Raw genomic sequence first — 26,492 nt, 5'->3', positions numbered from 1 at the left:
TGTAGAAAAAGCATCATTTAGTGTCAACGTTTATTTTCTAGGAGGAGAAGGTGAATTTCTCAGAAATGCTAAACGTTGACAGGCCTTTCGTTTGAGGTGTATCTTAAAATCAAGCGTAATTATGACTATTTTTCGCCCATAGGGGGGAGACAATTGTGATTCAAACGAAACAAATAGGCTTGCAAGAAGTTTTGAGTGCAGCCATTAAGCGTGCAACTGATGAAAAAATATTAGTGAGCTTCGTAAAACAAATAGACTGGATGGATCCGCTTCTGTTTTATGCAGCAGGAAAAAGGATTGCATTCGAAAATAGATGTTATTTTGCAGACCCAGCTCAGCATGTAATATTTGCTGGAATTGGCTCTGTTTTCACTATAGCAACTTCTTCTCACAAACGCTTTCAAACGGCTCGTGACGAGTGGGATAAAGTAAAAGAGAAAGCATTTGTTCAAAGAGAAAGATACGAATTTGGAACAGGTCCTCTTTTATTTGGTGGATTTTCATTTGACCGAGAAAAAGAGAAAACCGACTTATGGAAAGAATTTGATGATACGACATTTTCACTACCAGCATTTTTATTAACTGTAAAAAATGAAAAAGCATGGTTAACAATGAATACATTCGTTTCAGCAACTGATTGTGCAGAAACTCTTTATAACGAAATTGTTTCTTTAGAAGAGAAAATTTTTGGGGAGAGTAAATGTGCACTAGAAGGATCGAAATTAACAGTTACTTCTAAAGTAGAAGTAGATCCGAAAGGCTGGATGAAGGCCATTGAGAAAGTGCAAGATGAGATGAAGCAGGGGAACGTGCAGAAGGTTGTATTAGCAAGGGAGCTAAAAGTAGAAATGAATCATCATATTGATTCTGCTCTTGTTTTAGAAGCGCTTCGCATTGGGCAACCAGATTGTTACGTATTTTCTTTTGATTATAAAGGAGCATGCTTCTTAGGAGCGACGCCAGAGAGATTAATTCGCAAAGAAGATGAGAAGTTTACGTCGATGTGTCTTGCTGGTTCAACTGGTCATGGTCAATCTATAGAAGAAAGTAAACGAAATAGTAATGCGCTTCTTCATGATGAAAAGAATTTAGCTGAACACGGTTATGTTGTGAATATGATTCGAGGAGTACTAAATGAGCACTGCGAATCCGTTAATATTCCGGAAAGTCCGGGCTTATTAACAACGAAAAACTTAATTCATTTATATACGCCTGTAGAGGCAAAAGGCGATGCGAGTCTTTTAACAATGGTAGAAGAATTACACCCAACACCAGCTCTTGGCGGGACACCTCGTTTGGAAGCGATGAAACTGATTCGTGATGTTGAATTGTTAGACAGAGGGTTATATGGTGCACCGATTGGCTGGATAGATGATGAAGGAAATGGTGAATTTGCGGTTGCACTTCGCTGCGGATTATTAAATGGCGCAAAAGCATCCTTATTTGCCGGGTGCGGGATTGTAATTGATTCAGTACCGCAACTTGAATATGAAGAAACAAGCTTGAAGTTTAGACCGATGCTTGGTGCTTTGGAGGAATTAATGAAATGAACAATCATATAGAAGCATTATCATATTATTTAGGCGCGTTCGTGGATGAACTGACGCGTCTAAATGTATGTGATGTTGTCATTAGTCCAGGCTCACGGTCAACACCGATTGCTCTACTAATGGAACAACATGAAGGAATGAACACATATTTACATGTAGATGAAAGATCAGCGGGATTTTTTGCACTCGGTATCGCAAAAGCAAAAAAACGCCCTGTTGCATTATTATGTACGTCAGGAACGGCAGCAGCGAACTACTATCCAGCTGTATGTGAAGCTTTTCATTCACGAGTGCCGCTTATCGTCTTAACGGCAGATAGACCGCATGAATTAAGAGATGTTGGTGCACCACAAGCGATGAATCAATTCAATTTATACGGTACATTTGTGAAGCAATTTACAGAGATGGCACTTCCAGAAGCGAGTGAAGCGATGTATCATTATGCTCGCATGACGACGCAGCGCACGATAGCAAGCGCACTTCTAGCGCCGCAAGGACCTGTTCATCTTAATTTTCCAGTTCGCGAGCCGCTTATCCCAGATTTCTCATTAGAAAGTTTATGGGATAAAGGACGCGGGGAATATACAGGAGTAGTTCAGCAAGGGAACGTGATGATGCCGAGTGAATATGTAGATTCTCTTGTAGGGCGCCTTTCACATATGGAAAAGGGGCTTATTATTTGTGGAGATGATAGTCATTCAGAAATCGCAGCGTTTGCGGCAGAACTAGCTGAAAAAACGGGATATCCAATATTAGCGGATCCACTTTCTAACATTCGTAGCGGACATCACGATAAAACGATGATAATCGACTGTTACGATACATTTTTACGAAATGAATTGTTAAAAGAAACGTGGAAGCCAGAAGTTATAATTCGCTTTGGTGGTATGCCTGTTTCGAAAGCATTAACGCAGTTCATTAAAAAACAGACGAAAGCCATTCATATCGTTGTTGAAGAATCTGGCCAATGGAGAGACCCAGCTCTCGTTGCGACAGAAGTTGTACAGGCAAGTGATATTGCATTTTGCAGTGCACTAATAGAAAAAATGCCAGTTATGAAAAAGAATGATTGGTTCGGAATGTGGAAACATATAAACGAAAAAACGAAGGAAACGCTTCGTGAAATGGAAACATATGAAACGGCATTTGAAGGGAAAGTCATTACGGATATCGTCCGCGTATTACCAGAAGGGGCAACGTTATTTGCAAGTAACAGTATGCCAATTCGTGATACAGATTCATTCTTCTTCACATCGGATAAAAATATTCAAGTGATGGCAAACCGCGGTGTAAATGGGATTGACGGAATCATTTCGACAGCTTTAGGAGCGAGCATTATTTGCGATCCGCTCGTATTAGTGATCGGTGATTTATCATTTTATCACGATTTAAACGGATTATTAGCCGCAAAATTACATGAATTAAATATAACAATTGTCGTTGTAAATAATGACGGTGGTGGTATTTTCTCATTCTTACCACAGTATGAGAAAAAGGAACATTTCGAATCATTATTTGGAACGCCAATTGGACTTGATTACGAGCATGTTGTTAAAATGTACGGCGGTTCATTTAGTCGTGTAAATGGTTGGGAGCAATTCCGAGAAGAGGTACAAAAAGGAACGACGACGGAAGGTTTACACGTTGTAGAAATTTGTACGAACCGTGATGAAAACTTAACATTGCACCGTAAATTGTGGGCAAAAACGCAGGACGTAATTACTACATCGTTGCAAGGTGAATCAAAATGAACGTAACGCTGCAAGGTGTATCGTATGAATATGAAGTAGTCGGAAGCGGGGAACCACTTCTACTTCTTCATGGTTTTACGGGAAGCATGGAAACGTGGCGTTCCTTCGTTCCTTCTTGGAGTGAGCAGTTTCAAGTCATTCTAGTAGACATTGTGGGGCACGGAAAAACGGAAAGTCCTGAAGATGTGACTCATTATGATATTCGAAATGTAGCATTGCAAATGAAAGAACTACTAGATTACCTTCATATTGAAAAAGCGCACATACTCGGCTATTCAATGGGCGGTAGACTGGCGATTACAATGGCATGTCTATATCCAGAGTATGTACATTCTCTTTTATTAGAAAATTGTACAGCTGGGCTTGAAAGTGAAGAGGCTAGAAAAGAACGCTGTGAAAAAGATGAGCGACTTGCCGATAAAATTGAGCGAGAAGGCATCAATAGTTTTGTAACGATGTGGGAAAATATTCCGCTGTTTGAAACGCAAAAACGTTTAGCACAAAACGTACAAGAAGCAGTGCGAAAAGAAAGACTTGCTAACAATCCAAAAGGAATTGCAAATAGCTTGCGCGGCATGGGAACAGGGGCTCAGCCTTCATGGTGGAACGAGCTGCAAAACTTAAAAATACCTGTTCTTTTAATGAATGGGGAGCATGATGAAAAGTTCTTTCGCATATTAAAAAACATCGAAAAATGCGTCTCTGACGCGAAATTTGTCAAAATTGATGGTGCTGGCCATGCAATTCATGTGGAACAACCGGAAAAGTTTGATACAATAGTAAAGGGATTTCTAAAAACTATGCAGTGATGCTTTTTCATCTAAGAAGGAAGCTACACTTATAGAGGAGATCAGAAATATACAAGGAGGTAGTTGTAATGGCTATTGAATGGGTAAAAGAAGGCAATTACGAAGATATTATTTATTCAACATACAATGGTATCGCAAAGATTTCGATTAACCGTCCTGAAGTACATAACGCATTCCGTCCTAAAACGGTAATGGAGTTAATCAACGCTTTTGCACACGCTCGTGATGATGCAAATGTTGGCGTTATCATTTTAACAGGTGAAGGTGGACGTGCATTCTGTTCTGGCGGCGACCAAAAAGTTCGCGGTCATGGTGGATATGTAGGTGACGACCAAATCCCTCGTTTAAACGTATTAGACCTACAACGTCTAATTCGCGCAATTCCTAAACCAGTTATCGCAATGGTAGCAGGTTATGCAATCGGTGGTGGACACGTACTTCATATCGTATGTGACTTAACAATCGCTGCAGACAACGCTGTATTCGGACAAACAGGTCCTAAAGTAGGAAGCTTTGACGGTGGATATGGAGCTGGTTACTTAGCTCGTATGGTAGGCCACAAGAAAGCTCGCGAAATTTGGTACCTATGCCGTCAATACAGCGCACAGGAAGCGCTTGATATGGGCTTAGTAAACACAGTAGTACCATTAGAAGAGCTTGAAGCAGAAACAGTACAATGGGCACAAGAAATCTTAGCAAACAGCCCAATGGCACTTCGTTTCCTAAAAGCTGCATTCAACGCAGACACAGACGGTCTAGCTGGTATTCAACAACTAGCTGGAGATGCAACGTTATTGTACTACACAACTGACGAAGCAAAAGAAGGTCGCGACGCGTTCAAAGAAAAACGCAGTCCGGACTTCGGTCAATTCCCTCGTTTCCCGTGATCAAACCAAAAGCGGAAGCGGCTCGCTTAGAACAAGAGGGCGTTGGAACTCCTGACGTAGAGGCGCTTTTTGCCTCGTAGGAAGGCGTGAAACGACCGACTGTTCTAGCCGCTGTAGCTAGATGTTTTAAAAGCGAAGCCGACTGCTTAGCCCCGTTGGCTAAGGTTCTTTCGCACAGAAAGTGTTTTTTACTTTCTCGTGCGGAAGGTTCTTAGACGGAAGGGGCTAGGAGGCGTAGCTAGATGAGATCAACAAGAAACAAAACAACTAAGAGACTTGATGTCATATCAAGTCTCTTTCTTTCATGAAAGGAGAATGAATGATGGAGACGATGCCAAATTGGTTAATGCAACGTGCATTTTTAACACCAGATCGCACTGCAATTGAAATAGAGGATGAAAAGGTTACTTTTATGCAGCTGCATGAAAAAGTAGTATCTGTTTGTGAACACCTTTCATATGTTGGGATAAAGCGTGGGCAAAAGGTGGCTGTTCTGATGAAAAATGGTATGGAGATGATTACAGTTATTCACGCCCTATCTTACGTAGGTGCAGTAGCTGTACTTTTAAATACGCGTCTTTCAAGAGAAGAGCTACTTTGGCAAATGGATGATGCTGAAGTTGTATGCTTAGTGACGGATCAAGATTTCGAGGCTAAAGATGTTCCTGTATATTCGTTCGCCGAAGTGATGAATGGGCCAAAGGCGGAAGCATTTATACAAGAAGAATTCTCTTTAGAAGAAGCGATGACAATTATTTATACGTCTGGGACGACAGGGAAACCGAAAGGCGTTATTTTAACGTACGGCAATCATTGGGCGAGCGCAGTTGGTTCTTCGTTTAATTTAGGACTTCGTGAGGATGATTGCTGGTTAGCTTGTATGCCGATGTTCCACGTTGGCGGGTTATCTCTTCTAATGAAAAATATTATGTACGGCATGCGCATTTTACTCGTTCCGAAATACGATGCTGATTTTATTCATAAATCACTTCAAACGAGAGGTGTTACGATTATTTCTGTCGTTTCAAAAATGTTAACTGATTTATTAGAGAGACTTGGAGAAGAGACATATCCATCTTCTTTACGATGCATGTTACTTGGCGGAGGACCAGCCCCGAAACCGTTACTCGAAACATGTGTAGATAAAGGAATTCCTGTGTATCAAACGTATGGTATGACAGAAACTTCGTCGCAAATTTGTACGTTATCCGCAGATTATATGTTAACGAAAGTAGGATCAGCTGGAAAACCACTATTTCAGTGTCAACTTCGTATTGAAAAAGATGGCGTAGTAGTACCGCCGTTTGCAGAAGGCGAGATCGTAGTAAAAGGACCGAACGTAACAGGTGGTTATTTTAACCGTGAAGATGCGACGCACGAAACCATTCAAAACGGATGGCTTCATACTGGTGATCTCGGTTATTTAGATGAAGAAGGATTTTTATACGTATTAGATCGCCGCAGTGATTTAATTATTTCTGGCGGAGAAAATATATATCCGGCTCAAATTGAAGAAGTGTTGCTTTCTCATCCGATGGTAGCAGAAGCTGGTGTTGTCGGTATGGCTGACGATAAATGGGGACAAGTACCTGCTGCTTTTGTTGTAAAAAGTGGAGAGGTAACAGAAGAAGAAATTCTGCATTTTTGCGAGGAGAAATTAGCGAAATATAAAGTGCCGAAGAAAGCATGTTTCTTAGAGGAATTACCACGAAATGCTTCGAAAAAATTGTTAAGACGAGAGTTAAGACAATTAGTGGAGGAGATGTAAGTGGAAATAAAAAAAGCGGCACTTCATATAACAGAAATGCCACTCGTCATCCCGTTTGCTGCAAGCTACGGAACTTACGAAAAGCGTGAGAGCATCGTTATTGAATTAGAAGATACAGATGGACATATTGGATTTGGTGAAGTCGTTGCCTTCTCTGAACCGTGGTATACGGAAGAAACAGTGAAGACAGCGCTGCATGTACTGCAAGACTTTTTATTACCTGATTTATTAAAGGCTGAAATTTCTCATCCGAATGAAATGCCGAGTTTGTTCCAGCATATAAAGAGAAACCGAATGGCAAAGGCCGGAATTGAAGGAGCTGTTTGGGATTTATATGCGAAGCGTCAAAAGAAACCGTTAGCGACATTACTTGGTGGAACTAGGACTGAAATTGAAGCCGGTGTTGTAATTGGAATCAATACGATTCCGGTTATGTTAAAACAAATCGAGAAGTACGCGGAAGAAGGATACGAGCGTTTTAAAGTAAAAATAAAGCCAGAGCATGATTACGAATTATTGAAAGAAATTCGTAAAGAGTTCCCGCATATCCCGTTAATGGCTGATGCAAATTCAGCGTACACGTTAGCGGATACGGAGAAACTGAAACGATTAGATGAATTTCAATTGCTGATGATTGAGCAACCGCTAGCGGATTACGATTTTCTTGATCATGCACAGCTGCAAAAGAAAATTGAAACGCCGATTTGTTTAGACGAAAGTATCCATAGTTTAGAAGACGCGCGCGTTGCGATTACGCTTGGCAGTTGCCGTATCGTTAATATTAAACCAGGACGAGTGGGCGGATTAACGGAGTCGATTCAAATCCATGATTATTGTATGGAGCATAACATACCTGTTTGGTGCGGAGGTATGGTAGAGATGGGGATTTCACGAGCTCAAAATGTTGCTCTCGCCTCATTGCCGAACTTTACGATTCCTGGTGATATATCCGCTTCTAGTCGACATTGGGAGAAGGATATTATTTCGCCGGAAGTGATGCTTGAGGGCGGGAAAGTGATTGTACCGCAAAGCGTTGGTGCTGAGTATGAAGTTGACCGCGGAAGGCTGGCGGAAATTACGAAGCAGCGAATTGTTTTGGAGCGGTAGGTTGAGTCTTTCAAATAGCAGGCGAATTTCGTCGTTAATTGTCGGTAAGTCGATATTCCTTGTCGAAACGTCGATATATTAAAAAAATCGTTGATATATTTCAAGTTGTGTTCGATATATTTGAAAAATCGTCGATATAATTTCATTTACTATCACAGTACAATACGAAAAGGTTACTCCTGCGAGTAACCTTTTCGTATTGTACAAATTGGATAGACTAGTTTACAATCGAGCGTATATAAGGGGGAGTAATATGAAGCGCATTTCAATTTTAATAGCGGATGATGAGGCAGAAATTGCTGATTTAATTGAGATACATTTAGAAAAAGAAGGGTACCACGTCGTGAAAGCAGCTGATGGAGAAGAGGCAATTCATGTTATTGAAACGCAGCCAATCGACTTAGTGGTTTTAGATATTATGATGCCGAAAATGGATGGTTATGAAGTGACGCGCCAAATTCGCGCGAAGCACCATATGCCAATCATTTTTCTAAGTGCGAAAACATCTGATTTTGATAAGGTGACAGGTCTTGTATTAGGTGCAGATGATTATATGACAAAACCTTTTACACCAATTGAATTAGTCGCACGTGTGAATGCACAATTACGCCGATTTCTTACGTTAAATCAACCGAAAGTAGCGGAGAGCAAATCTGCTTTAGCCATAGGCGGAGTTGTGATTGATCCTGAGCGCCGAACGGTAGATGTGTACGATGAGAAAATTGAATTAACGCCAAAAGAGTTTGATATTTTATATTTATTAGCGAGCCATCCGAAGAAAGTGTACAATGTGGAAAATATTTTTCAGCAAGTATGGGCAGATGATTATTATGAAAGCGGAAATACAGTTATGGTACATATTCGTACGTTGCGGAAAAAACTTGGAGAAGATAAAAGAAAGGATAAGTTAATAAAAACAGTGTGGGGGGTAGGTTATACTTTCAATGGGTAACATGATGAAAAGCTTTCGATTTAAAATGATTGCCTTATTTGCGTTAAGTATGGTGCTCGCAGCAACTGTAACTTATATCATTTATAAAGGATTGCAGCTGTATTATAAAAAGATGGTTCGCTACGAAGAGCCTTTAGCGCAATTTAGGTCAATGGTAAGGGAAGTTGGAGATATTAACTTCTTTTTAATTTTCTTTATTCCGTTATCTATTATCTTTTTCTTCTTTTTGACAAAACCGTATTTAAAATACTTTAGTGAAATTTCTAATGGAATTCATCATCTTGCGAACGGTAACTTTACAAATAAAGTTCAAGTTTCATCAAATGATGAGTTTGGAAATATCGCGCGCGAAATAAATGTTGCGAGTGAAAAGTTAAAAGAAGCTGTGGAAAGAGGGGACTTTGCTGAAAGTAGTAAAGATCAGCTCGTTGTGAATTTGGCTCATGATTTAAGAACGCCATTAACATCCGTGTTAGGATATTTAGATTTAATTCTTAAAGATAAAAACTTAACAAAAGAACAAATTAAACATTTTTCCACGATTGCTTTTACGAAATCACAAAGGCTTGAAAGCTTAATTGATGAGCTATTTGAAATTACACGTATGAACTATGGCATGTTACAACTAAATAAAAAGCCAATTGATATCAGTGAGCTGCTTATACAGCTAGATGAAGAATTGTATCCGCTATTAGAGAAACAGCATTTAGAAGCTAGATTGAATGTTGATCCACATTTACCGATTAACGGTGATGGAAAATTGTTAGCTAGAGTATTTGAAAACTTGTTAACAAATGCCGTTCGATATGGATATGATGGACAACTTGTTGATCTGAATGGGTATATCGATAATGAAGAAGTTGTCGTACAAGTTATTAATTACGGAGATAGCATTCCAGAAGAAGATTTACCGTATCTATTTGATATGTTTTATACAGGTGATAAATCGAGAACGGAGAACCGTGGCGGGACAGGTCTTGGACTATTTATTGCGAAAAATATTGTCGAGCAGCATGATGGGAAGATTTCTGCTGAAAGTAATGTAGTTAGAACGGTATTTGAAGTGAGATTACCAAAAGACGAGACTTAACAATTTAATAAAAATTTAAACTTTACCCCACTTTTTATTTTAATAGTTTTTTCTATTCTATACGTAAGTTACGTTAAGGAGGAACTAGAAATGAAAAAGTGGGTATTTATTTCTTTTTTTATAGCATGCACAATCTGTGTAGGCGTTTATATATCACCGTTGTTTCAAAAGGAAATTGATGTGAAAATCGGCGAGGAAAATAGTGCAGTAAAGGCTGAAAATATGAAAAAGATAGAGATTACAAAAGACGAGATTTATAAAGGTAATCTGTTATTAGTGAATAAAGATTACCCAGTAAAAAAAGATAGTATTAGGTCTGACATTATAAATGTAAATCACAATAGTGAATTAGTAAGAGGTTACGTAATATTTGATAGAAACCTTCGTTTATCAAAGGATGTTGTAAAAAAGTTTTTGAACGTTGTCGATGCAGCTGGAAAAGATGGAGTACAGCATTTCTTAATGAGTAGTGGTTATCGAGATTTTCAAGAGCAAAGTAAATTATATAAAGAAATGGGATCTGACTATGCACTTCCAGCAGGATACAGTGAACATAATTTAGGATTATCACTCGACATTGGATCTACGCAAAAGAAAATGGAGAGAGCCCCTGAAGGAAAGTGGATTGAAGAGAACGTATGGAAGCATGGCTTTGTTTTACGTTATCCGAAAAATAAAAGTCATATTACAGGCATTCAATATGAGCCGTGGCATATACGTTATGTAGGCTTACCGCATAGTGCGATTATGCAAAAGGAGAAAATTACATTAGAGGAATACTTAGACTACTTAAAAGAGAAAAAAGAAATCACAACCGATGTGGAAGGTAAGAAATATACGGTTTCTTATTATAAAGTGTCAGAGAACAGGAACGTGAATGTTCCAGCGAATAAGCAGTATGAAATTTCGGGGAACAATATGGATGGGGTTATTGTGACGGTTCAGGAATAGATAAAGAGGTTGTTCCGTTTTGGAGCAGCTTTTTCGTATATAAGAAAGGGATTGGCGTTTTTTGTCGGTAAATCGATATTTCTTGTTGAATCGTTGATATATTTTGAATTACGGTAGATATATTTGAAAAATCGTTGATATAGTGCAGGTTTTGATAGATATATTCGAAAAATCGTTGATATAATTTCCTGTACTATCAGAATTTTGAGGAGTATCTCTTATTCTACTTTTAAACATTATAACGTTATATTTACTTCTTCCTTTTTTTGTGCTACTCTAAATATGTGAAAGAGATAAATAAAAATGAAACTTTAATGTAAGCGTATTCTTGGGCTTCTTATAGAAAAGGGTGGAAATACAATGACAGAACGATTCGTACTACGTAATGTGAAACGTGTGAACGGGGAAGAGATTGACATTGTAATTGAAAATAATAAAATCGCAAAGGTGACGAAAGCTGGTGCTGGCGAGGGTGGAAAGGTTCTTGATTACTCAGGTACTTACGTATCGAGTGGCTGGATTGATTTACACGTTCATGCTTTTCCAGAGTTTGATCCGTATGGCGATGAGGTGGATGAAATTGGCGTTAAGCAAGGGGTAACGACAATTGTTGATGCGGGTAGCTGCGGAGCTGATCGTATTGCAGATTTAGTAAAAAGTAGAGAGCAGGCGAAAACGAATTTATTTGCCTTTTTAAATATTTCTCGCATCGGTTTGAAACGAATTGATGAATTATCCAACATGGGATGGATAGATAAAGAGAAAGTAATAGAAGCAGTAGAAAAGTATAAAGATGTAATCGTCGGGTTAAAGGCGAGAATGAGTAAAAGTGTCGTTTGTGATAGTGGAATTGAACCGCTTCATGTTGCACGCTCTTTATCTCGTGAAACATCATTACCGATTATGGTACATATCGGTTCAGCGCCTCCTCGCATTGAGGAAGTTGTACCTCTTTTAGAAAAAGATGATGTGATTACACATTATTTAAACGGGAAAGAAAATAATTTATTTGATGAAGAAGGAAAACCGCTACCAGTTTTATTAGATGCAGTGAAGCGCGGTGTTCATTTAGATGTTGGTCACGGTAATGCTAGTTTTTCTTTTAAAGTAGCAGAAGCGGCGAAGCGTCACGGTATTGCCTTTAATACAATTAGTACAGACATTTACCGGAAGAATCGTATACACGGTCCAGTGTATAGTATGGCTCACGTTCTTTCGAAATTTCTTTACTTAGGATATCCGCTAGAAGAAGTAATAAATGCGGTGACGAAAAATGCGGCAGAGTGGCTGAAGAAACCAGAGCTTGGCCGTATTCAAGAAGGCGATATTGCAAACTTAACTTTATTTACGGTGAAAGATGAACCGATTACGTTAATTGATTCAGAAGGGGATCAGCGCGTTGCTGAAAGAAGAATTGATACGAAAGGGGTTGTAATCAATGGGTCATTCATTGAATGCTAAGTACGGATTAAAAAGAGTAATTAATGCGAGCGGTAGAATGAGTATTTTAGGTGTATCCGCTCCGACAGATACAGTTATGGATGCGATGAAACATGGTGGACAAAATTATGTGGAAATTGCAGATTTAGTAGATAAAGCGGGAGACCATATTGCGAGAATTCTAGATTCAGAGGCAGCTGTCGTTGTAAATTCAGCATCGAGCGGAATTGCACTTTCTATCGCTAGTATCGTTACAGAAGGAAATCGCCGTAAAAGTGAAAGACTTCATCAAGAGGTCATCGCGAAAAACGAAGTGATTATGTTAAAAGGTCATAACGTTCAATACGGTGCTCCTGTTGAAACGATGATTTACTTAGGCGGAGGAAAACTTGTAGAAGTTGGCTACGCAAATGAAGGGAAAGCAGAACATATTGAAGATGCGATTGGTGAAAATACAGCAGCGATTCTATATGTGAAATCCCATCATGCCGTGCAAAAAAATATGATTTCTGTTGAAGAAGCATGGGAAGTTGCGCAGCGAAATAACGTACCACTTATCGTCGATGCGGCAGCTGAAGAAAATATTCAAAAATATGTGAAGTATTCAGACCTTGCCATTTATAGCGGTTCAAAGGCAATTGAAGGACCAACTTCTGGTATTGTCGGCGGTAAACGAAAATATATCGAGTGGCTGAAAGTGCAATTACATTGCATCGGAAGAAGTATGAAAGTTGGGAAAGAAACAACTTTCGGCTTACTTCAAGCGCTTGACGAGTACGGAGTAAAAGAAGATAAAAGTGAACAAGAAAAAGAGTTATTACAAGTACTTATGCCGCTTAAAGAATTAAACGGTGTAAATGTAACGATCGTTCAAGATGAGGCAGGAAGAGCAATCTTTAGAGCGCGTATTCACATTAACGAGAACGAGTTAAATAAATCAGCAAAAGACGTCGTAACAGCATTACGCGAAGGGGAAATTGCCATTTATACACGTGATTACGGAGTAAGACAAGGATTCTTTGATATTGATCCACGTCCACTTCAAGGTGATGACATACATGTAATTGAAGAAAAATTGAGAGAAATTGTAGGGGGAAACTAAAATGACAAACATTCAAAAACGTTTTTATAAAGGCCGTGTAGCATTAAATGTATTAGCGAACAATATTGAAAATGCGAAAGACATCTTTGAAGCAGCAGAAGGTTATGTAGTAGTGGGAGTGTTATCAAAAGACTACCCAACAGTAGAAGAAGCCGTTACAGCGATGAAAGCATACGGAAAAGAAATTGATGACGCGGTATCAATCGGACTAGGAGCTGGAGATAATCGCCAAGCGGCAGTTGTAGCTGAAATTGCGAAGCATTACCCTGGTAGTCATATTAATCAAGTGTTCCCTTCAGTTGGAGCGACACGTGCAAATCTTGGCGGAAAAGATAGCTGGATTAATAGTTTAGTATCACCAACAGGAAAAGTAGGGTACGTAAATATTTCTACTGGTCCAATTAGTGCAGCTGGAGAAGAAAAAGCAATCGTTCCAATTAAAACAGCAATCGCACTTGTACGTGATATGGGCGGAAATTCATTGAAATACTTCCCAATGAAAGGGTTAGCTCATGAAGAAGAATATCGCGCAGTTGCGAAAGCTTGTGCGGAAGAAGGATTTGCATTAGAGCCAACAGGCGGAATTGATAAAGAAAACTTCGAAACAATTGTACGTATTGCGCTAGAAGCAAATGTAGAGCAAGTTATCCCGCACGTGTACTCTTCTATTATTGATAAAGAAACTGGCAATACGAAAGTAGAAGATGTTCGCGAATTATTAGCGGTAGTGAAGAAGCTAGTTGATCAAAATGCGTAAGAAAATTGCAGCATTCGGCGAAGTAATGATGCGCCTGCAAGTACCAGGGTATGAATTGTTATCGCAAGCTAACACATTAAAGTACTCATTTTCTGGTACAGGTGTGAACGTTGCAGCAGCACTTTCTCATCTCGGTCATGAAGGCTTTCTTATTTCAACTTTACCGGAAAATTCTGTTGGGGATGCTGCGGTATCACATATTCAAAAGTTAGGCATTCGGGCACCGTTTATTTCAAGAGGCGGTAAATATGTCGGCATGTACTTTTTAGAAAATGGATTTGGAGCACGTGCAAGCCGCGTTACATATTCAAATCGATTAGAAAGCAGCTTCAATACGGCATGTGAAGACATGTATCAATTTGAAGAAATCGCAAAGGAAATTGATATCGTTCATTTTTGCGGAATTACACTTGCGATGAATGATACGGTGCGCCATCATATGAAATCTTTAGCGAAAGCAGTGAAAGAAAACGGAGGAACTGTCGTCTTTGATTGCAACTATCGTCCATCTCTTTGGGGAAAAGACGGGTATGAGCAGGCGAAACCACATTACGAAGAAATGCTATCTCTTGCTGATATCGTTATGATGAACGAAAAAGATGCAATGTTCGTTCTTGGAATGAAAACAGAGGAGACAGAGCGAGAGGCGCAACTTGTTGATCTTATTCCAAAGGTTGCTGAAACATATCATATCGCTACAATTGCTGGTACACATCGCTCTATTAATAGCGATAATACACACTCGCTTCGCGGGTTTATATGTAAAGATGGTGCGTTCACTTTTGCAAAAACACTTACGTTTTCTGTATATGATAGAATAGGTGCTGGAGATGCTTATACGAGCGGGATTATTCATGGCGAGATAGAAGAGTTTGCACCAGAGAAAGCTGTTTCATTTGCGTCAGCAGCTGGAATGCTTGCACATACAATCGTCGGTGATACGCCAATGTCATCAGAGAAGGATATACTTCGGGCAATGACGGCATCAGTAGGTGATGTAGAAAGGTAGTGGGTGTAACGGTGAACGTAACGAGAAAAAAAGGACCATTATATTTGCAAATAAAAAATATTATTCGTGATCGAATATTGCATGGTGTATATGCGATTCATACAAATATTCCTTCCGAACCACAGTTAGAAGAAGAGTTCAAAGTAAGTAAAATTACAGTACGAAATGCGATTAAAGAACTCGCTCAAGAAGGATATTTGGAAAAGAAAAGCGGTAAAGGAACGAAAGTTATCCGTAACACTTCTGCGACAAAACTGTCAAAGGGTAAGAAATTTACTGAAGTGTTAGTGGAAGAAGGATATAAAGTACAGAAAAAATTGCTAAAAGCAGAAATTGTTCAGAATGAAGAAGGAACAGTGCCATTTCAATTATTCGGTAGGGAAAGTTTTCGTATCGAACGTTTATATACGTTAAATGATGCACCGTACATTCATTATACGCACTATTTCTCAGCACACATGGCAAGTACAGATTTATCGGACTTTGACTTGCAATCGCTTTACGATTTAGTTGAAGACCGAGGTATACATTTAGAAAACTTCAGAGATGAATTCGCTGTTGGACTTGCGCCTAGTTTCGTTGCAGAAGCGTTAGGTGAAAAAGAGGGGACAGCGTTATTAAAACGTATGCGCTATTCTTACGATGAAGTTGGCGAAGTAATTGAATATAGCGAAGGCTACTACAACACAGAAATGCAGCATTATGTAGTGAATTATGACGTATAAAAGGAGGGTATTCGCCCTCTTTTTTTATAAAGTGTTTCATTAGATTCATCCCGCACCAATTAGGTGTTTATTGCCTGCAAATACGGGATAAAAGTAAGGGGAATGAGAGATGGATATATACTTATTAATCGTCACGTTATTTGCAATCGCGATTGTTATTTTAGGGGTATCATGGTGGAAATGGCATGCATTTATTAGTTTAACAGTTGCGAGTTTATTTTTAGCTATCATGTCTGGATTGAATTTGACGAAAATAGTGACTGCCTATGAAACTGGTGTTGGTAGTGTACTAGGGCATTTAGTTGGTATTTTAGCTCTCGGAACAATTTTAGGAAAAATGATGTCCGATTCAGGGGCCGGCATGCAAGTGGCAGACTTCTTTATTCGATTTTTCGGTGTAAAGAAACTACCGTGGGCTATGTTATTTGCAGGATTTGTTATAGGAATTCCAGTGTTTTTTGAAGTGGGGATCGTCATTTTATTACCACTTGTTATTTCTATTCGAAAAACGACGAAGCAAAATATATTATTAATTGCGTTACCTGTTATTGCTGGATTATCTATTGTGCACGGGCTAGTGCCACCACATCCAGGGGCGATGACAGCAATCGGTATTTATAACGCGAACTTAGGAAAGGTACTTTTATATTCATTAATTATCGCGTTACCAACAGCCATTATCGCAGGACCGATATTTGCAAAGTGGGTACATAAAAGGGTTATACCTGAAAATGAACCAGAGCTTGTTCGAGTTACGACTGTATCAACAGATTTACCAAGTCGTAAAGTTTCATTTTTTATTATTTTATTACCAGTTGTATTGATGATTTTATCAGTAGTGGCACCATATATTTCATTACCAAAAAAGATAACTGAATTTTTTGTATTTATAGGAAGTCCAGTAATTGCTTTACTTATTTCATGTTTTGCAGCATTTTATTTACTTGGAATAAGGCAAGGAATTAATAAAAAGATGATTAAAAAATTAACGGATGACAGTTTATTACCGGTCGGTTCCATTATTTTAATTATTGGTGCAGGCGGTGGATTTAAACAAATATTAATTGAAAGCGGCGTTGGAACAGCGATTGCCCAAATGGCAGAACATATAGCGTTATCACCAATTGTGTTAGCTTTTATGGTAGCTGGATTAATTCGAATTGCAACAGGTTCAGCGACAGTAGCATTAACGACAGCAGCAGGGATTGTTTCACCAGTTATTCAGCACATGTCAGGTGTAAATTTAGAATTGCTCGTTATAGCAACGGGTGCAGGATCATTAATGTTTTCTCACGTAAATGATGCAGGATTCTGGCTTGTAAAAGAGTATTTAGGATTAACGGTGAAGGAAACGTTTAAAACGTGGACGGTACTTGAGACATTGTTATCATTTATTGCATTTGGTTTTGCGCTTTTATTAAATACTTTTATTTAGAAGATACCTTAATTGGTATCTTTTTTTTGATGAAGCCCATTTCCAAAAACAAGCCCGTTTTTAGGTAAGCCAAGCTTCCTATTCGCCCTGAAAACATACTATAAATGGAATCCCCTCATTTAGAGCAAGGTGAACTTGTTATGAATGATACTAAAGGAGGAATAGAGTAATGAGCGAAAAGTGTGAACACAGACATGATGATTGTAACCGCAGAAACCATGGTTGCGGAGGCGGTTTTGCGCTTCTAATCGTATTGTTTATTTTATTAATTATCATCGGTGCTAGCTGCTTCGGCGGAGGCGGAGGCGGTTGTGGTTATGGTGGTTACGGCGGTTATGGCGGCGGCTATGGTGGATATTGCTGCTAATTAAAAACTATTGAAAATAGCCTTGTGCATACTGCACAAGGCTATTTTATTCATATTTTTATATGCTGTGATAATTTATTAATGTACAGAGAACGGATTAAGAAGAAGAAAATAATCTCGATAATCCCGAAAAAGGTGAGTACAATCAATAACTCTTTTAGTAAAGAAAAAGCGAACATGCTTTGTAAAAACTTAACCGCAAATAACGTGTGAACACCAGCAACGATATAAGGAACGAAAAATAAAATTCCTAACTGAATCGTTGCAGAGCGAAACATTTCTGATTCAGTTAAGCCTAGTTTTGTAATCGTAATGTATTTTTGTTTTTCATTCGTTAAGTCGTTATACATACGGAAGTATAAAACGCTAGCCGCACCGATAAAGAAGATAAAGCCAAGAAATGCCCAAATAAAGAATTGAGCAACTGCATTTTCTTTATTATGGAGTAACTCATCAGTAGCTGTATAAATATTAAAAGGAACGGGAGATGCATGCTTATCGTCTTTATGTGCCTCATAATATTTTTCGGTGTCATTACTAATACTTTTTAATATATTTTTTGTTGGAATAATTGCATTTTCCCAATTATCCACGAAGTAGTTATAAACTGTAATGGTTTCAATATGAGGAATCATAGTATCGATTGCATAATCTTGCATAATAACTAAATTTGCTAATGCAAATGGTGGTGCTATTCCTTTGTTAATAAATCCCTTTATATAAAACTCCTTTTTATTGGATTCAAGCGTAATTGTATTTTGTTTTACAAATGGATTTGATACAAGGTTTAATAGCTCTGGTGAATAGCCAGAAATAATGTAAACTTCTTTTGAATCCAGGGTGATTGTAGGTCTCTTTAACTGTTTAGCAATTTCGTTATAATCACTCATTTTCATAATTGCAATCTCTTCTTTTGAAGCAGTATCTTTTAAAAGCGTAAATTTATATTTTTTATATTGAAAATGAGCATTGGAAAGTTCGGATTCAATAGTATTAACGTGCTTTCGTTCAAGGGAATGATCCCCTTCTAATTTGTATGTGAAGGGAATAGGATATCGCTCTAGTATCGACGTTTTCGTATTATTATTCGCAGCAAATAGTCCGATAATAATCGTAAATGCAAGCGCAGATAGCATAGAAACGATAAAGAGTACATTAATATTACTACGGGTACGAGCAACTAAATCTGAAATCCATAACATGTTTATTTGTTTCAAATAAAACTTTCTACGCTTCTTTAAAATATAGATAAAAAGAAGAAATGTTTGTGAAAAGAAAAAATATGTTCCGATTACTACGAGTGGCAAAATAGATAATATAATAAAGAAGACAGATCCGTTTTGCACATTTTTTTCGGTTACGTAGCCTTGTGGATAACCGGCAATATAATAACATAACCCTAAACAAGTTAAAGCAAATATCGAAATGAGTATAGACGGCCTTTTTTCGGCTGTCACTTTCTTGTTCCCTTTAATAAGGTGGACTGTTTTACGAGTCCGAATAAACATCGGTGTAAACGTAGAAACGATTAAAAATAAAATGATAAACGTTACGGTTGTCACGATAATTGCTTCTGTTGGCCAATATAAATAAAGGCCTTTCGCACTTGTTAATTTCGAAGTGACTAATAAGAAAAAGTTAGAAAATACAAGCCCACCTTGAATGCCGATAAAGATAGATAATATCCCGATTATCATGTTTTCAGTAAATAACAATCTTTTTAATTGTCTCTGTGAGATACCGAGAATCGTGAGTATCCCGAATTGCTGCTTCCGAACATTTAAAAAGGTCCCGATTGAATATAAGAGAAAGAAGAACGAGAACATAACGATAACGAATTGAGCTGTACTAGCTAAATTCATTAGAGGATCTCGATCTTGAAAGTTTTGTACACTTTGTAAGCGCGGATGATACGCGTATACAGTAAATGAAAAGAAAACCATTATAGAAAAAGCACTACTTACAAAATAAGCGAAATATGCTTTAGAATTACGCGAGACATTTTTAAATGCGAATTGCCAAAATGTCATCCACGTCTTCCTCCTAATAAGGCTAAAACATCTAATATTTCTTGATAAAATTTCTCGCGATATAGTCCGCGGTGTAGTTCGTTGTAAAGCTCGCCATCTTTAATGAAAATGACACGGTTACAATAACTTGCTGCAAATGGATCGTGCGTAACCATTAAAATTGTTGCATCTTCTTCGTTATTTAACTTCGTAAATAACTCCATTACATCAATTGCCGCCTTTGAATCTAAGTTTCCTGTCGGTTCATCGGCAAGTAGAAGTGATGGATGATGAATAACAGCACGTGCTACTGCGGTACGCTGCGCTTGTCCGCCAGAAACTTCAAAAATACGCTTGTCTAAAATATGATCAATTCCAAGCTTTTTTGAAATGTTATCAAGCTTTTCATCCATCTCTTTTAATGGAACATTATCTAACGTTAAAGGGAGTACGATATTTTCACCGATTGTTAATGTATCTAGTAGGTTAAAGTTTTGGAAAACAAATCCTAACTCTTGGCGGCGGAAAATAGCTAACTTCTCTCTACGAAATGTGTGCGGTTTTTTTCCGTTAATAACGACGTCACCAGAAGTAGGAGAATCAATTGTGGAGATAACGTTTAAAAATGTAGATTTACCACTACCAGATGGTCCCATGATAGCAACAAATTCACCTTTATCTACATGTAAATTTATATTTTTTAAAGCAGTATGAGGGACTTTTCCTTCATAGACTTTTGATACGTTTTTTATGTGTAAAACTTCTTCCATAGTAATCACCTTTCTATTCGTTAAAACTTAATATGTTGTGATAATTTTTGCATATAGAAGGAACGAATTAAAAGGAAAAATATCACTTCAACTGTTCCAAAAATCATCAGTACGACTGTAATCTCAGCGAAGAACGAGAGATGTAAAACTTCTTGTAGCATCTTTGTCGCAAACATCGTATGGATCGATGCCATAATGTATGGAACAAAGAATAAAATAGCAAGTTGAATAGTTGCTGAACGTTTCATTTCAGCTGCTGTTAAACCAATTTTTGTAATCGTTACATACTTTTCTTGCTCATTTGTTAAATCTGTATACATTCGGAAGTAAAGAACACTACCAGCACCGATAAAGAAAATAACTCCTAGGAAAGTACCAATTAAGAAGAACGAAGCGACATTTAATTTTGCTTTATATAGAGAATCACTCGCTTCACTTGCGTGGAAAGGAGGATGCTCTGCTTTGATCGCTTCACTTTCATTATAAATTTTTGTTGTAAATGCCGAACCGATGTTATGTGCTTTTTCCCAATCGTAAACTTTAAAGCTATATACACTCATTTGTTTTGAAACGGTGGATAATGCTTCTACATTTTCATCAGATAGTATGAGCAATTGGTATATTAAGCGATTTGGGAATGGGTTATAACCTTTATATTCTTTCACTTGTAGTTGTAAATTGTTTTGAGTAAGTGTAAGAGTATTTTTCTTTTCTTGATTATGAAGTGTTCCAATAACCTGATCATCTAAGTCTTTCATAAGAATATAAGATTCATTCTTATTCACCGTGAGTGTTTCCCAATTTAAAGCCTTAGCAAGTACATTATAGTCACTTTGTTTAATGGCATAATAGAGATGCGTGGTATCTTCAGCTGAAGATACTTCATATATATCCGTTTTAAATTTTGTATAAGTAAAGTGCTCTTCATTAAATTTTTGTTCTAACCAGTTTAAATGTTCATCAGCTAACGTATTTTCAGTATGAGATAAATAAGTAAACGGGAAAGGGTTTTTCCTAATTTCATCAAATTTTGTAAACTTACCGAATCCATATAAGAATGTAATCATTGTAAAAGCGAGCGTCGATAGCATCGCTACTATAAAGAGCATATTAATATTCGTACGAATGCGCGATGCTAGATCAGAGATCCAGAGCATATTAATTCGTTTCATATAAAACTTTCTTCGCGTTTTTAATATACGAATGAGTAAAAAACTAATCTGTGAAAAGAAAAAGTATGTTCCAGCTGCAATAAGCGATGGAATGACAAATATACTAGAGATGGCATATAAAAGCCCAATGATGTCACCTAGCGACATAAAATACAGCGGATTTGCGGCTAATGCATATCCAGATATTAAACACGTCGCACCAAATAGAGAGATGAGCACGGATGCTTTTCTTTCTTTTTGTTTTGTTCCTTCTTTTAAAAGTCGTACAGCTTTTCTCGTACGGATGAGCATCGGTGTAAAAGACGATACGAGAATAAAGAGACCGAGAAAGATTACTATTGTTAAAATAATAGCGCCTGTAGGCCAATATAAATATAGACCAGGCACATGCGTAATTTTGGCGGTAACTAATAAAAAGAACTGTGAAAAGACAAGCCCTAATTGAATGCCAAAAAATATGGATAGGACACCAATTAGCATGTTTTCTAAAAATACGAGTCTCTTTAATTGCTTTTGAGATATGCCAAGTACTGTTAAAATCCCAAATTGCTTTTTTCGTACTTTTAAGAAAGTACCAATTGAATATAGTAAAAAGAAAAACGAAAAGAATACAATAACAACTTCTGATATTGTCATTAATATGTTCAGAGCAACATTTACGTCTGTCATATGCAATTTAGGATGAAATAAATAAACTGCAAATGAGAAAAAAATTGCGATGGAAAACGCACTGCTTACAAAATAGGCGAAATAAGCTCTGGCGTTCCGAGTCACGTTTTTAAATGCAAACTGCCAAAATGTCATTCACCTAAGCCTCCTAATAGAGTGAAGATGAAAAGGATATAAAAGATACCCTTTTCCTGTACTAATATATTTATAAAACTTAACCATTCGTATACTCTGATAACTTTTGCATGTAAAAGGAACGAATGAATAAGAAAAAGATGACTTCAACGACTCCAAAAATAATAAGAACAGCTGAAATTTCTTTGAATAGTGATAAATCAATTACGTCTTGGAGCATTTTTGTTGCGAACATTGTATGAATGGACGCCATAACGTACGGAACGAAAAATAAAATGCTAAGTTGAATGGTTGCAGATTTTTTCATCTCTGCATCTGTTACACCAATTTTTGAAATTGCTACATATTTTTCTTGTTCATTCGTTAAATCAGTATACATTCTAAAGTAAAGAACGCTACCTGCTCCAATAAAGAAAATGACACCTAAGAATGTCCCGATTAGGAAGTATGCGGCACTTCCTGATGTAATTCTATATAATGAGCCTGCTGATTCATAGGAGCGTATAAGGGGTCCATCGTATTGGAATTCCTGTCGATCTCTTTGTATCCTTTTCATAAAATCATCAGCAATTTCATACGTTTTTTCCCAGTTTTGTACGTTATAATTGTACGCTGCTACATGCTTTGTTGTATTTGGTAAGTTGTTTACAACAGCGTCAGGTAAAATTAAAGTTTGATATGAAAAGTCAGAGGGAATGGCCCCTACTTGTTCATAGCCTTTTACTTGTAATGTCGTATTTGTGCTAGAAAGTGTAATGGATTTTCTGTTGTAGCTTGGCTCAAATTGGCTGAATAAGGTGAAATAAGTGCTACCTGTTAAGACATATGCTTCGTTATCGCTCATGAATAGTTGTTTCATTCGCAGGGAAGTTGCAAGTTTGTTATAGTCACTTTGTTTCATTGCATAGATGTCATTGTAAGTCGTTATACCTTCATCTTCTTTCAGTGGTGTTTCATATAAATCAGCCTTTAGTTTTTTATAAGAGAAATCTTCCTTTTGTAACTGCTTTTCAAGCCAAGTTAAATGCTCGTTAACAAAAGGATTTGCGTCATACGAAAAATAAGAAAATGGAAAAGGTGAAGTTCTCGCAACATCTAGCTTTGTAAACTTTCCGAATCCATATAGGAACGTAATCATTGTGAAAGCAATTGTAGAAAGCATCGCTACAATAAAAAGCATATTGATATTCGTTCGAATACGACTTGCTAAATCTGAAATCCAAAGCATATTAATTCGTTTCATATAAAAATTTCTTCTTTTCTTTAAAATATAAATAAGTAAGAAACTAATTTGAGAAAAGAAAAAATATGTCCCAATTGTAACAAGTGCTGGAATCACAAAAACACTTGAAACCATATAGATAACGCCTACTTGCGTGTTTATTGAGAAGAAATATTTAGGGTTTGCAGCTAAAGTATAACCACCTAATAAACAGATAGCACCAAATAGAGAAATGAATATGGATGGTTTTCTTTCCTTTTGTTTCCCACCATTAGTTTTTAAAAGGTTTACCGTCTTTTTCGTACGAATTAGCATGGGTGTAAATGAAGATACAGCGATAAAGAGACCAAGAAATACAATCGTTGTTAAAATGAAAGCATTCGTAGGGGGATATAAATATATCCCTGGTAGATGTGTAATTTTCGCTGTCACTAATAAGAAAAATTGTGAAAATACAAATCCAAACTGCATACCGAAAAAGATAGATAAAATACCAATTAACATATTTTCAGTGAAAACGAGTCGATGTAATTGTTTTTTTGATATACCTAAAATAGTTAAAATACCAAATTGCTTTTTACGAACTTTTAAAAACGATCCGATTGAATAGAGTAGAAAAAAGAACGAGAACAAAACAATAACAACTTCTGAAAAAATCATTAATCCTGAAATTTCAGAGATCATAGTGGGATTCTGTAATTTCGGATGAAACAAATAAACAGCAAACGAAAAGAAAACAGCAATGGAAAAGGAACTACTTACAAAGTAAGCAAAATAAGCTCTCGAGTTGCGCGTTACATTTTTAAATGCAAATTGCCAAAATGTCATAATATGTACCTCTCGCTAGAAGGCAAATATGTAGTTTTATTGCAAAAAATGTATGAGAGTAAGTTCTCATACATTTTGCTAGCATATGTTCCGATCATGCTTCGGTCACCTTCTCCGTAGTTTCTGCTTGATTATTTGCAGCGTTGTGGAAGATGATTTTAATCGTCGTTCCTTTACCAACTTCAGAATTTAGTTTGACAGAGTGACCTAAATAATCACAAATTTTACTTACAATATAAAGTCCCATACCAGTAGATTCTCCGAATGCACGACCATTTTTCCCAGTGTAAAACGGTTCAAATACTCTTCGAATATCTTCTTGCGGAATACCAACACCTTCATCGCGAACTTCTAAAATAATATCTTTTCCGTTTCGGTAAGCAGATAAGAAAACTTTCTTTCCGCGCTCACCAGAGTAACGGACGGCATTTGTCATTAACTGATAAATAATGAACTTTAGCCATTTCGCATCCGAAGCAACTTTTAAATCAGAATGAACTTCTAAAACAGGGAAGACCCCGTTTCGAATGAAGAGTTCTTTTAATCCATTAATATTTTTTGTTACCGCATCTTTTAATGAAATCGTCTCAACATGGAAATCTTCATGGAAGTTATTTAATCTTGCCATGTATAAAGCCATATCAAGCCCTTGGTTTAGACGCTCTAATTCCTTTTTATATTTCGGAATTAAATGTTCGTCTTCCATTTCGAGCACCATAAGCTGCATAACAGAAACGGGTGTCTTCATTTGATGCACCCAATGGTTAATGAATAATTGATGTTCTTGTTGTTTTACTTCATATGATTGTAGTTCTTTCTGGAAGAGACGGTACTGCGTGCGCACGAGTTCATTTACACCGTGAGGCATCGGAGCAGTTGCTCTTTCAATAAACGCATCTTCCATTTTCTCTGGTTGCTCACTTAATCTATGGTACATTCTACGATTGCGAACGTAACGATAAGCGAGGAAACAAATGAATAAATATAAACTTAAAACGACGAAGTAAAATTTATTATTTTGAAATCCATCTACTGCATCATAAAGAACGAAAATGATACCGAAGTTTAATACGTATAGTAGAAAAAATGCAAAATGATCACGTAAAAATAGCTTCATGCTTATTCACTCCAAGTTGCGTTAAAACGATACCCAAGTCCACGTACTGTTTCAATAGCATTTTCAATACCAAGCTCATTGAACTTTTTACGAAGACGCGTAATGTTTACGTTTAATGTATTTTCCTCAACAAAGCTTTCGTCATCCCATAGAGCAGCTAGTAAATCTTCACGGCTCGCTGTACGAGGGAATTTAGATAATAACATTTCTGCTAAAATAGCTTCTTTCTTCGTTAAAAGAACTTGCTCAGCACCGAAATGAATTTCTGGGCGTTCTGGGAATAACTTTAAACCTTCTACTTCAACGATACGTTCAGAAATATTTGGCGCATAATCACCGTAAATACGACGTAGTTGACCTTTAATTTTTGCCATTACAACGTCGTAGTGGAACGGTTTTGTAATATAATCATCCGCACCGCTTTCAATCGCCATAATTTGTTCCATTTCACCAGCACGAGCTGAAATGAAAATAATAGGACAAGTAGATTCATGACGAATTTGACGGCACCAGTAGAATCCATCGAATTTCGGTAAGTTTACATCAAGTAAAACAAGATGTGGCTTTACAGCGTTAAACGATTCCATAATATCATCGAAGTTCTCTGCAACAACAGCTTCATAGCCATATTTTTGAATGTGAGATTGTAGTAATGATGAAATATTTGGATCGTCTTCAACGATTAAAATTTTGTACATATGTATATTCCTCCTAAAAAAACAATTGTAGCTATAGTGTATCATGTGTTTCAAGTCTTTTCATTATGTTGAAAGATAAGCTAGTAAACAGTATAGGTCAAAAGCGTGGAAAGTAAAAAGGGCGTATGTACAATTGATAATTAACTTAAATTGATTTAATATTTAGATAAAT

At 37.2% G+C, this 26,492-nt stretch carries 22 protein-coding genes; 16 read left to right on the top strand and 6 right to left on the bottom strand.

The window, feature by feature from the left end:
• Positions 1 to 155 precede the first annotated feature (155 nt).
• The 16 genes from JDS82_RS09320 (at position 156) to JDS82_RS09245 (ending at position 17,700) form a co-directional block, all read left to right on the top strand.
• Positions 156 to 1,550, top strand: a complete 1,395-nt coding sequence (locus tag JDS82_RS09320; protein WP_000616719.1) for an isochorismate synthase — start codon at positions 156 to 158, stop codon at positions 1,548 to 1,550.
• A complete protein-coding gene (gene menD, locus JDS82_RS09315; RefSeq protein ID WP_064470188.1) occupies positions 1,547 to 3,301 on the top strand; it encodes a 2-succinyl-5-enolpyruvyl-6-hydroxy-3-cyclohexene-1-carboxylic-acid synthase in 1,755 nt (584 codons plus the stop codon). The genes JDS82_RS09320 and menD overlap by 4 nt, the downstream gene beginning before the upstream one ends.
• Entirely contained in the window at positions 3,298 to 4,110 is an 813-nt protein-coding gene (menH, locus tag JDS82_RS09310) for a 2-succinyl-6-hydroxy-2,4-cyclohexadiene-1-carboxylate synthase (protein ID WP_061673092.1), read from the top strand. Before menD ends, menH begins: the two co-directional genes overlap by 4 nt.
• A gap of 68 nt (positions 4,111 to 4,178) precedes the next feature.
• The gene (gene menB, locus JDS82_RS09305; protein ID WP_000963888.1) at positions 4,179 to 4,997 is read left to right on the top strand and encodes a 1,4-dihydroxy-2-naphthoyl-CoA synthase; all 819 of its coding nucleotides are present in this window, start codon (positions 4,179 to 4,181) and stop codon (positions 4,995 to 4,997) included.
• A 322-nt stretch (positions 4,998 to 5,319) separates the two neighbouring features.
• Positions 5,320 to 6,765, top strand: a complete 1,446-nt coding sequence (locus tag JDS82_RS09300; RefSeq protein WP_199713131.1) for an o-succinylbenzoate--CoA ligase — start codon at positions 5,320 to 5,322, stop codon at positions 6,763 to 6,765.
• Positions 6,766 to 7,872 carry an o-succinylbenzoate synthase gene (gene menC, locus JDS82_RS09295; RefSeq protein WP_199713130.1) on the top strand — a complete coding sequence of 369 codons (1,107 nt, stop codon included), beginning with the start codon at positions 6,766 to 6,768 and terminating at the stop codon, positions 7,870 to 7,872.
• 253 nt (positions 7,873 to 8,125) lie between these two features.
• A complete protein-coding gene (locus JDS82_RS09290; RefSeq protein ID WP_199713129.1) occupies positions 8,126 to 8,824 on the top strand; it encodes a response regulator transcription factor in 699 nt (232 codons plus the stop codon).
• The gene (locus JDS82_RS09285) at positions 8,817 to 9,914 is read left to right on the top strand and encodes a HAMP domain-containing sensor histidine kinase (RefSeq protein ID WP_199713128.1); all 1,098 of its coding nucleotides are present in this window, start codon (positions 8,817 to 8,819) and stop codon (positions 9,912 to 9,914) included. The genes JDS82_RS09290 and JDS82_RS09285 overlap by 8 nt, the downstream gene beginning before the upstream one ends.
• 90 nt (positions 9,915 to 10,004) lie before the next feature.
• Positions 10,005 to 10,865, top strand: a complete 861-nt coding sequence (locus JDS82_RS09280) for a M15 family metallopeptidase (RefSeq protein ID WP_199713127.1) — start codon at positions 10,005 to 10,007, stop codon at positions 10,863 to 10,865.
• A gap of 360 nt (positions 10,866 to 11,225) precedes the next feature.
• On the top strand, positions 11,226 to 12,326 hold the full coding sequence (locus JDS82_RS09275; RefSeq protein ID WP_048565824.1) for an amidohydrolase/deacetylase family metallohydrolase: 1,101 nt from the start codon (positions 11,226 to 11,228) through the stop codon (positions 12,324 to 12,326).
• The gene (locus tag JDS82_RS09270) at positions 12,304 to 13,407 is read left to right on the top strand and encodes a DgaE family pyridoxal phosphate-dependent ammonia lyase (RefSeq protein WP_199713126.1); all 1,104 of its coding nucleotides are present in this window, start codon (positions 12,304 to 12,306) and stop codon (positions 13,405 to 13,407) included. Before JDS82_RS09275 ends, JDS82_RS09270 begins: the two co-directional genes overlap by 23 nt.
• 1 nt (position 13,408) lies before the next feature.
• A complete protein-coding gene (gene dagF, locus JDS82_RS09265; RefSeq protein WP_000181914.1) occupies positions 13,409 to 14,164 on the top strand; it encodes a 2-dehydro-3-deoxy-phosphogluconate aldolase in 756 nt (251 codons plus the stop codon).
• Positions 14,157 to 15,173 (top strand): sugar kinase, encoded by a 1,017-nt coding sequence (locus JDS82_RS09260; RefSeq protein WP_199713125.1) that lies wholly within the window; start codon positions 14,157 to 14,159, stop codon positions 15,171 to 15,173. The genes dagF and JDS82_RS09260 overlap by 8 nt, the downstream gene beginning before the upstream one ends.
• Positions 15,173 to 15,898, top strand: coding sequence for a UTRA domain-containing protein (locus JDS82_RS09255; protein WP_199713124.1), 726 nt, complete (start codon positions 15,173 to 15,175; stop codon positions 15,896 to 15,898). The genes JDS82_RS09260 and JDS82_RS09255 overlap by 1 nt, the downstream gene beginning before the upstream one ends.
• Positions 15,899 to 16,007: 109 nt before the next feature.
• The gene (gene gntP, locus JDS82_RS09250) at positions 16,008 to 17,333 is read left to right on the top strand and encodes a gluconate permease GntP (protein WP_000356137.1); all 1,326 of its coding nucleotides are present in this window, start codon (positions 16,008 to 16,010) and stop codon (positions 17,331 to 17,333) included.
• A gap of 169 nt (positions 17,334 to 17,502) precedes the next feature.
• Positions 17,503 to 17,700, top strand: coding sequence for a YjcZ family sporulation protein (locus tag JDS82_RS09245; RefSeq protein WP_001290407.1), 198 nt, complete (start codon positions 17,503 to 17,505; stop codon positions 17,698 to 17,700).
• A 50-nt stretch (positions 17,701 to 17,750) separates the two neighbouring features.
• On the opposite strand, the gene JDS82_RS09240 is transcribed toward JDS82_RS09245, so the two are convergent.
• From JDS82_RS09240 to JDS82_RS09215, 6 genes are all read right to left on the bottom strand, one after another.
• Positions 17,751 to 19,730 (bottom strand): FtsX-like permease family protein, encoded by a 1,980-nt coding sequence (locus JDS82_RS09240; RefSeq protein ID WP_064056395.1) that lies wholly within the window; start codon positions 19,728 to 19,730, stop codon positions 17,751 to 17,753.
• Positions 19,727 to 20,479 (bottom strand): ABC transporter ATP-binding protein, encoded by a 753-nt coding sequence (locus JDS82_RS09235; RefSeq protein WP_064056394.1) that lies wholly within the window; start codon positions 20,477 to 20,479, stop codon positions 19,727 to 19,729. Before JDS82_RS09235 ends, JDS82_RS09240 begins: the two co-directional genes overlap by 4 nt.
• Before the next feature lie 20 nt (positions 20,480 to 20,499).
• Positions 20,500 to 22,455, bottom strand: a complete 1,956-nt coding sequence (locus JDS82_RS09230) for an ABC transporter permease (protein ID WP_199713123.1) — start codon at positions 22,453 to 22,455, stop codon at positions 20,500 to 20,502.
• A 79-nt stretch (positions 22,456 to 22,534) separates the two neighbouring features.
• Positions 22,535 to 24,505, bottom strand: a complete 1,971-nt coding sequence (locus tag JDS82_RS09225) for an FtsX-like permease family protein (protein WP_199713122.1) — start codon at positions 24,503 to 24,505, stop codon at positions 22,535 to 22,537.
• A gap of 94 nt (positions 24,506 to 24,599) precedes the next feature.
• The gene (locus tag JDS82_RS09220; RefSeq protein ID WP_076541047.1) at positions 24,600 to 25,622 is read right to left on the bottom strand and encodes a sensor histidine kinase; all 1,023 of its coding nucleotides are present in this window, start codon (positions 25,620 to 25,622) and stop codon (positions 24,600 to 24,602) included.
• 2 nt (positions 25,623 to 25,624) lie between these two features.
• The gene (locus tag JDS82_RS09215) at positions 25,625 to 26,320 is read right to left on the bottom strand and encodes a response regulator transcription factor (protein WP_000276736.1); all 696 of its coding nucleotides are present in this window, start codon (positions 26,318 to 26,320) and stop codon (positions 25,625 to 25,627) included.
• Positions 26,321 to 26,492: the final 172 nt, after the last annotated feature.

Origin of the sequence: Bacillus cereus group sp. N14, assembly GCF_016483555.1 — a bacterium.
In the GTDB taxonomy this organism is placed as follows: domain Bacteria; phylum Bacillota; class Bacilli; order Bacillales; family Bacillaceae_G; genus Bacillus_A; species Bacillus_A wiedmannii.
The sequence above is the reverse complement of the archived record's forward strand: the minus strand, read 5'-3'. Positions and strand labels throughout refer to the sequence as shown.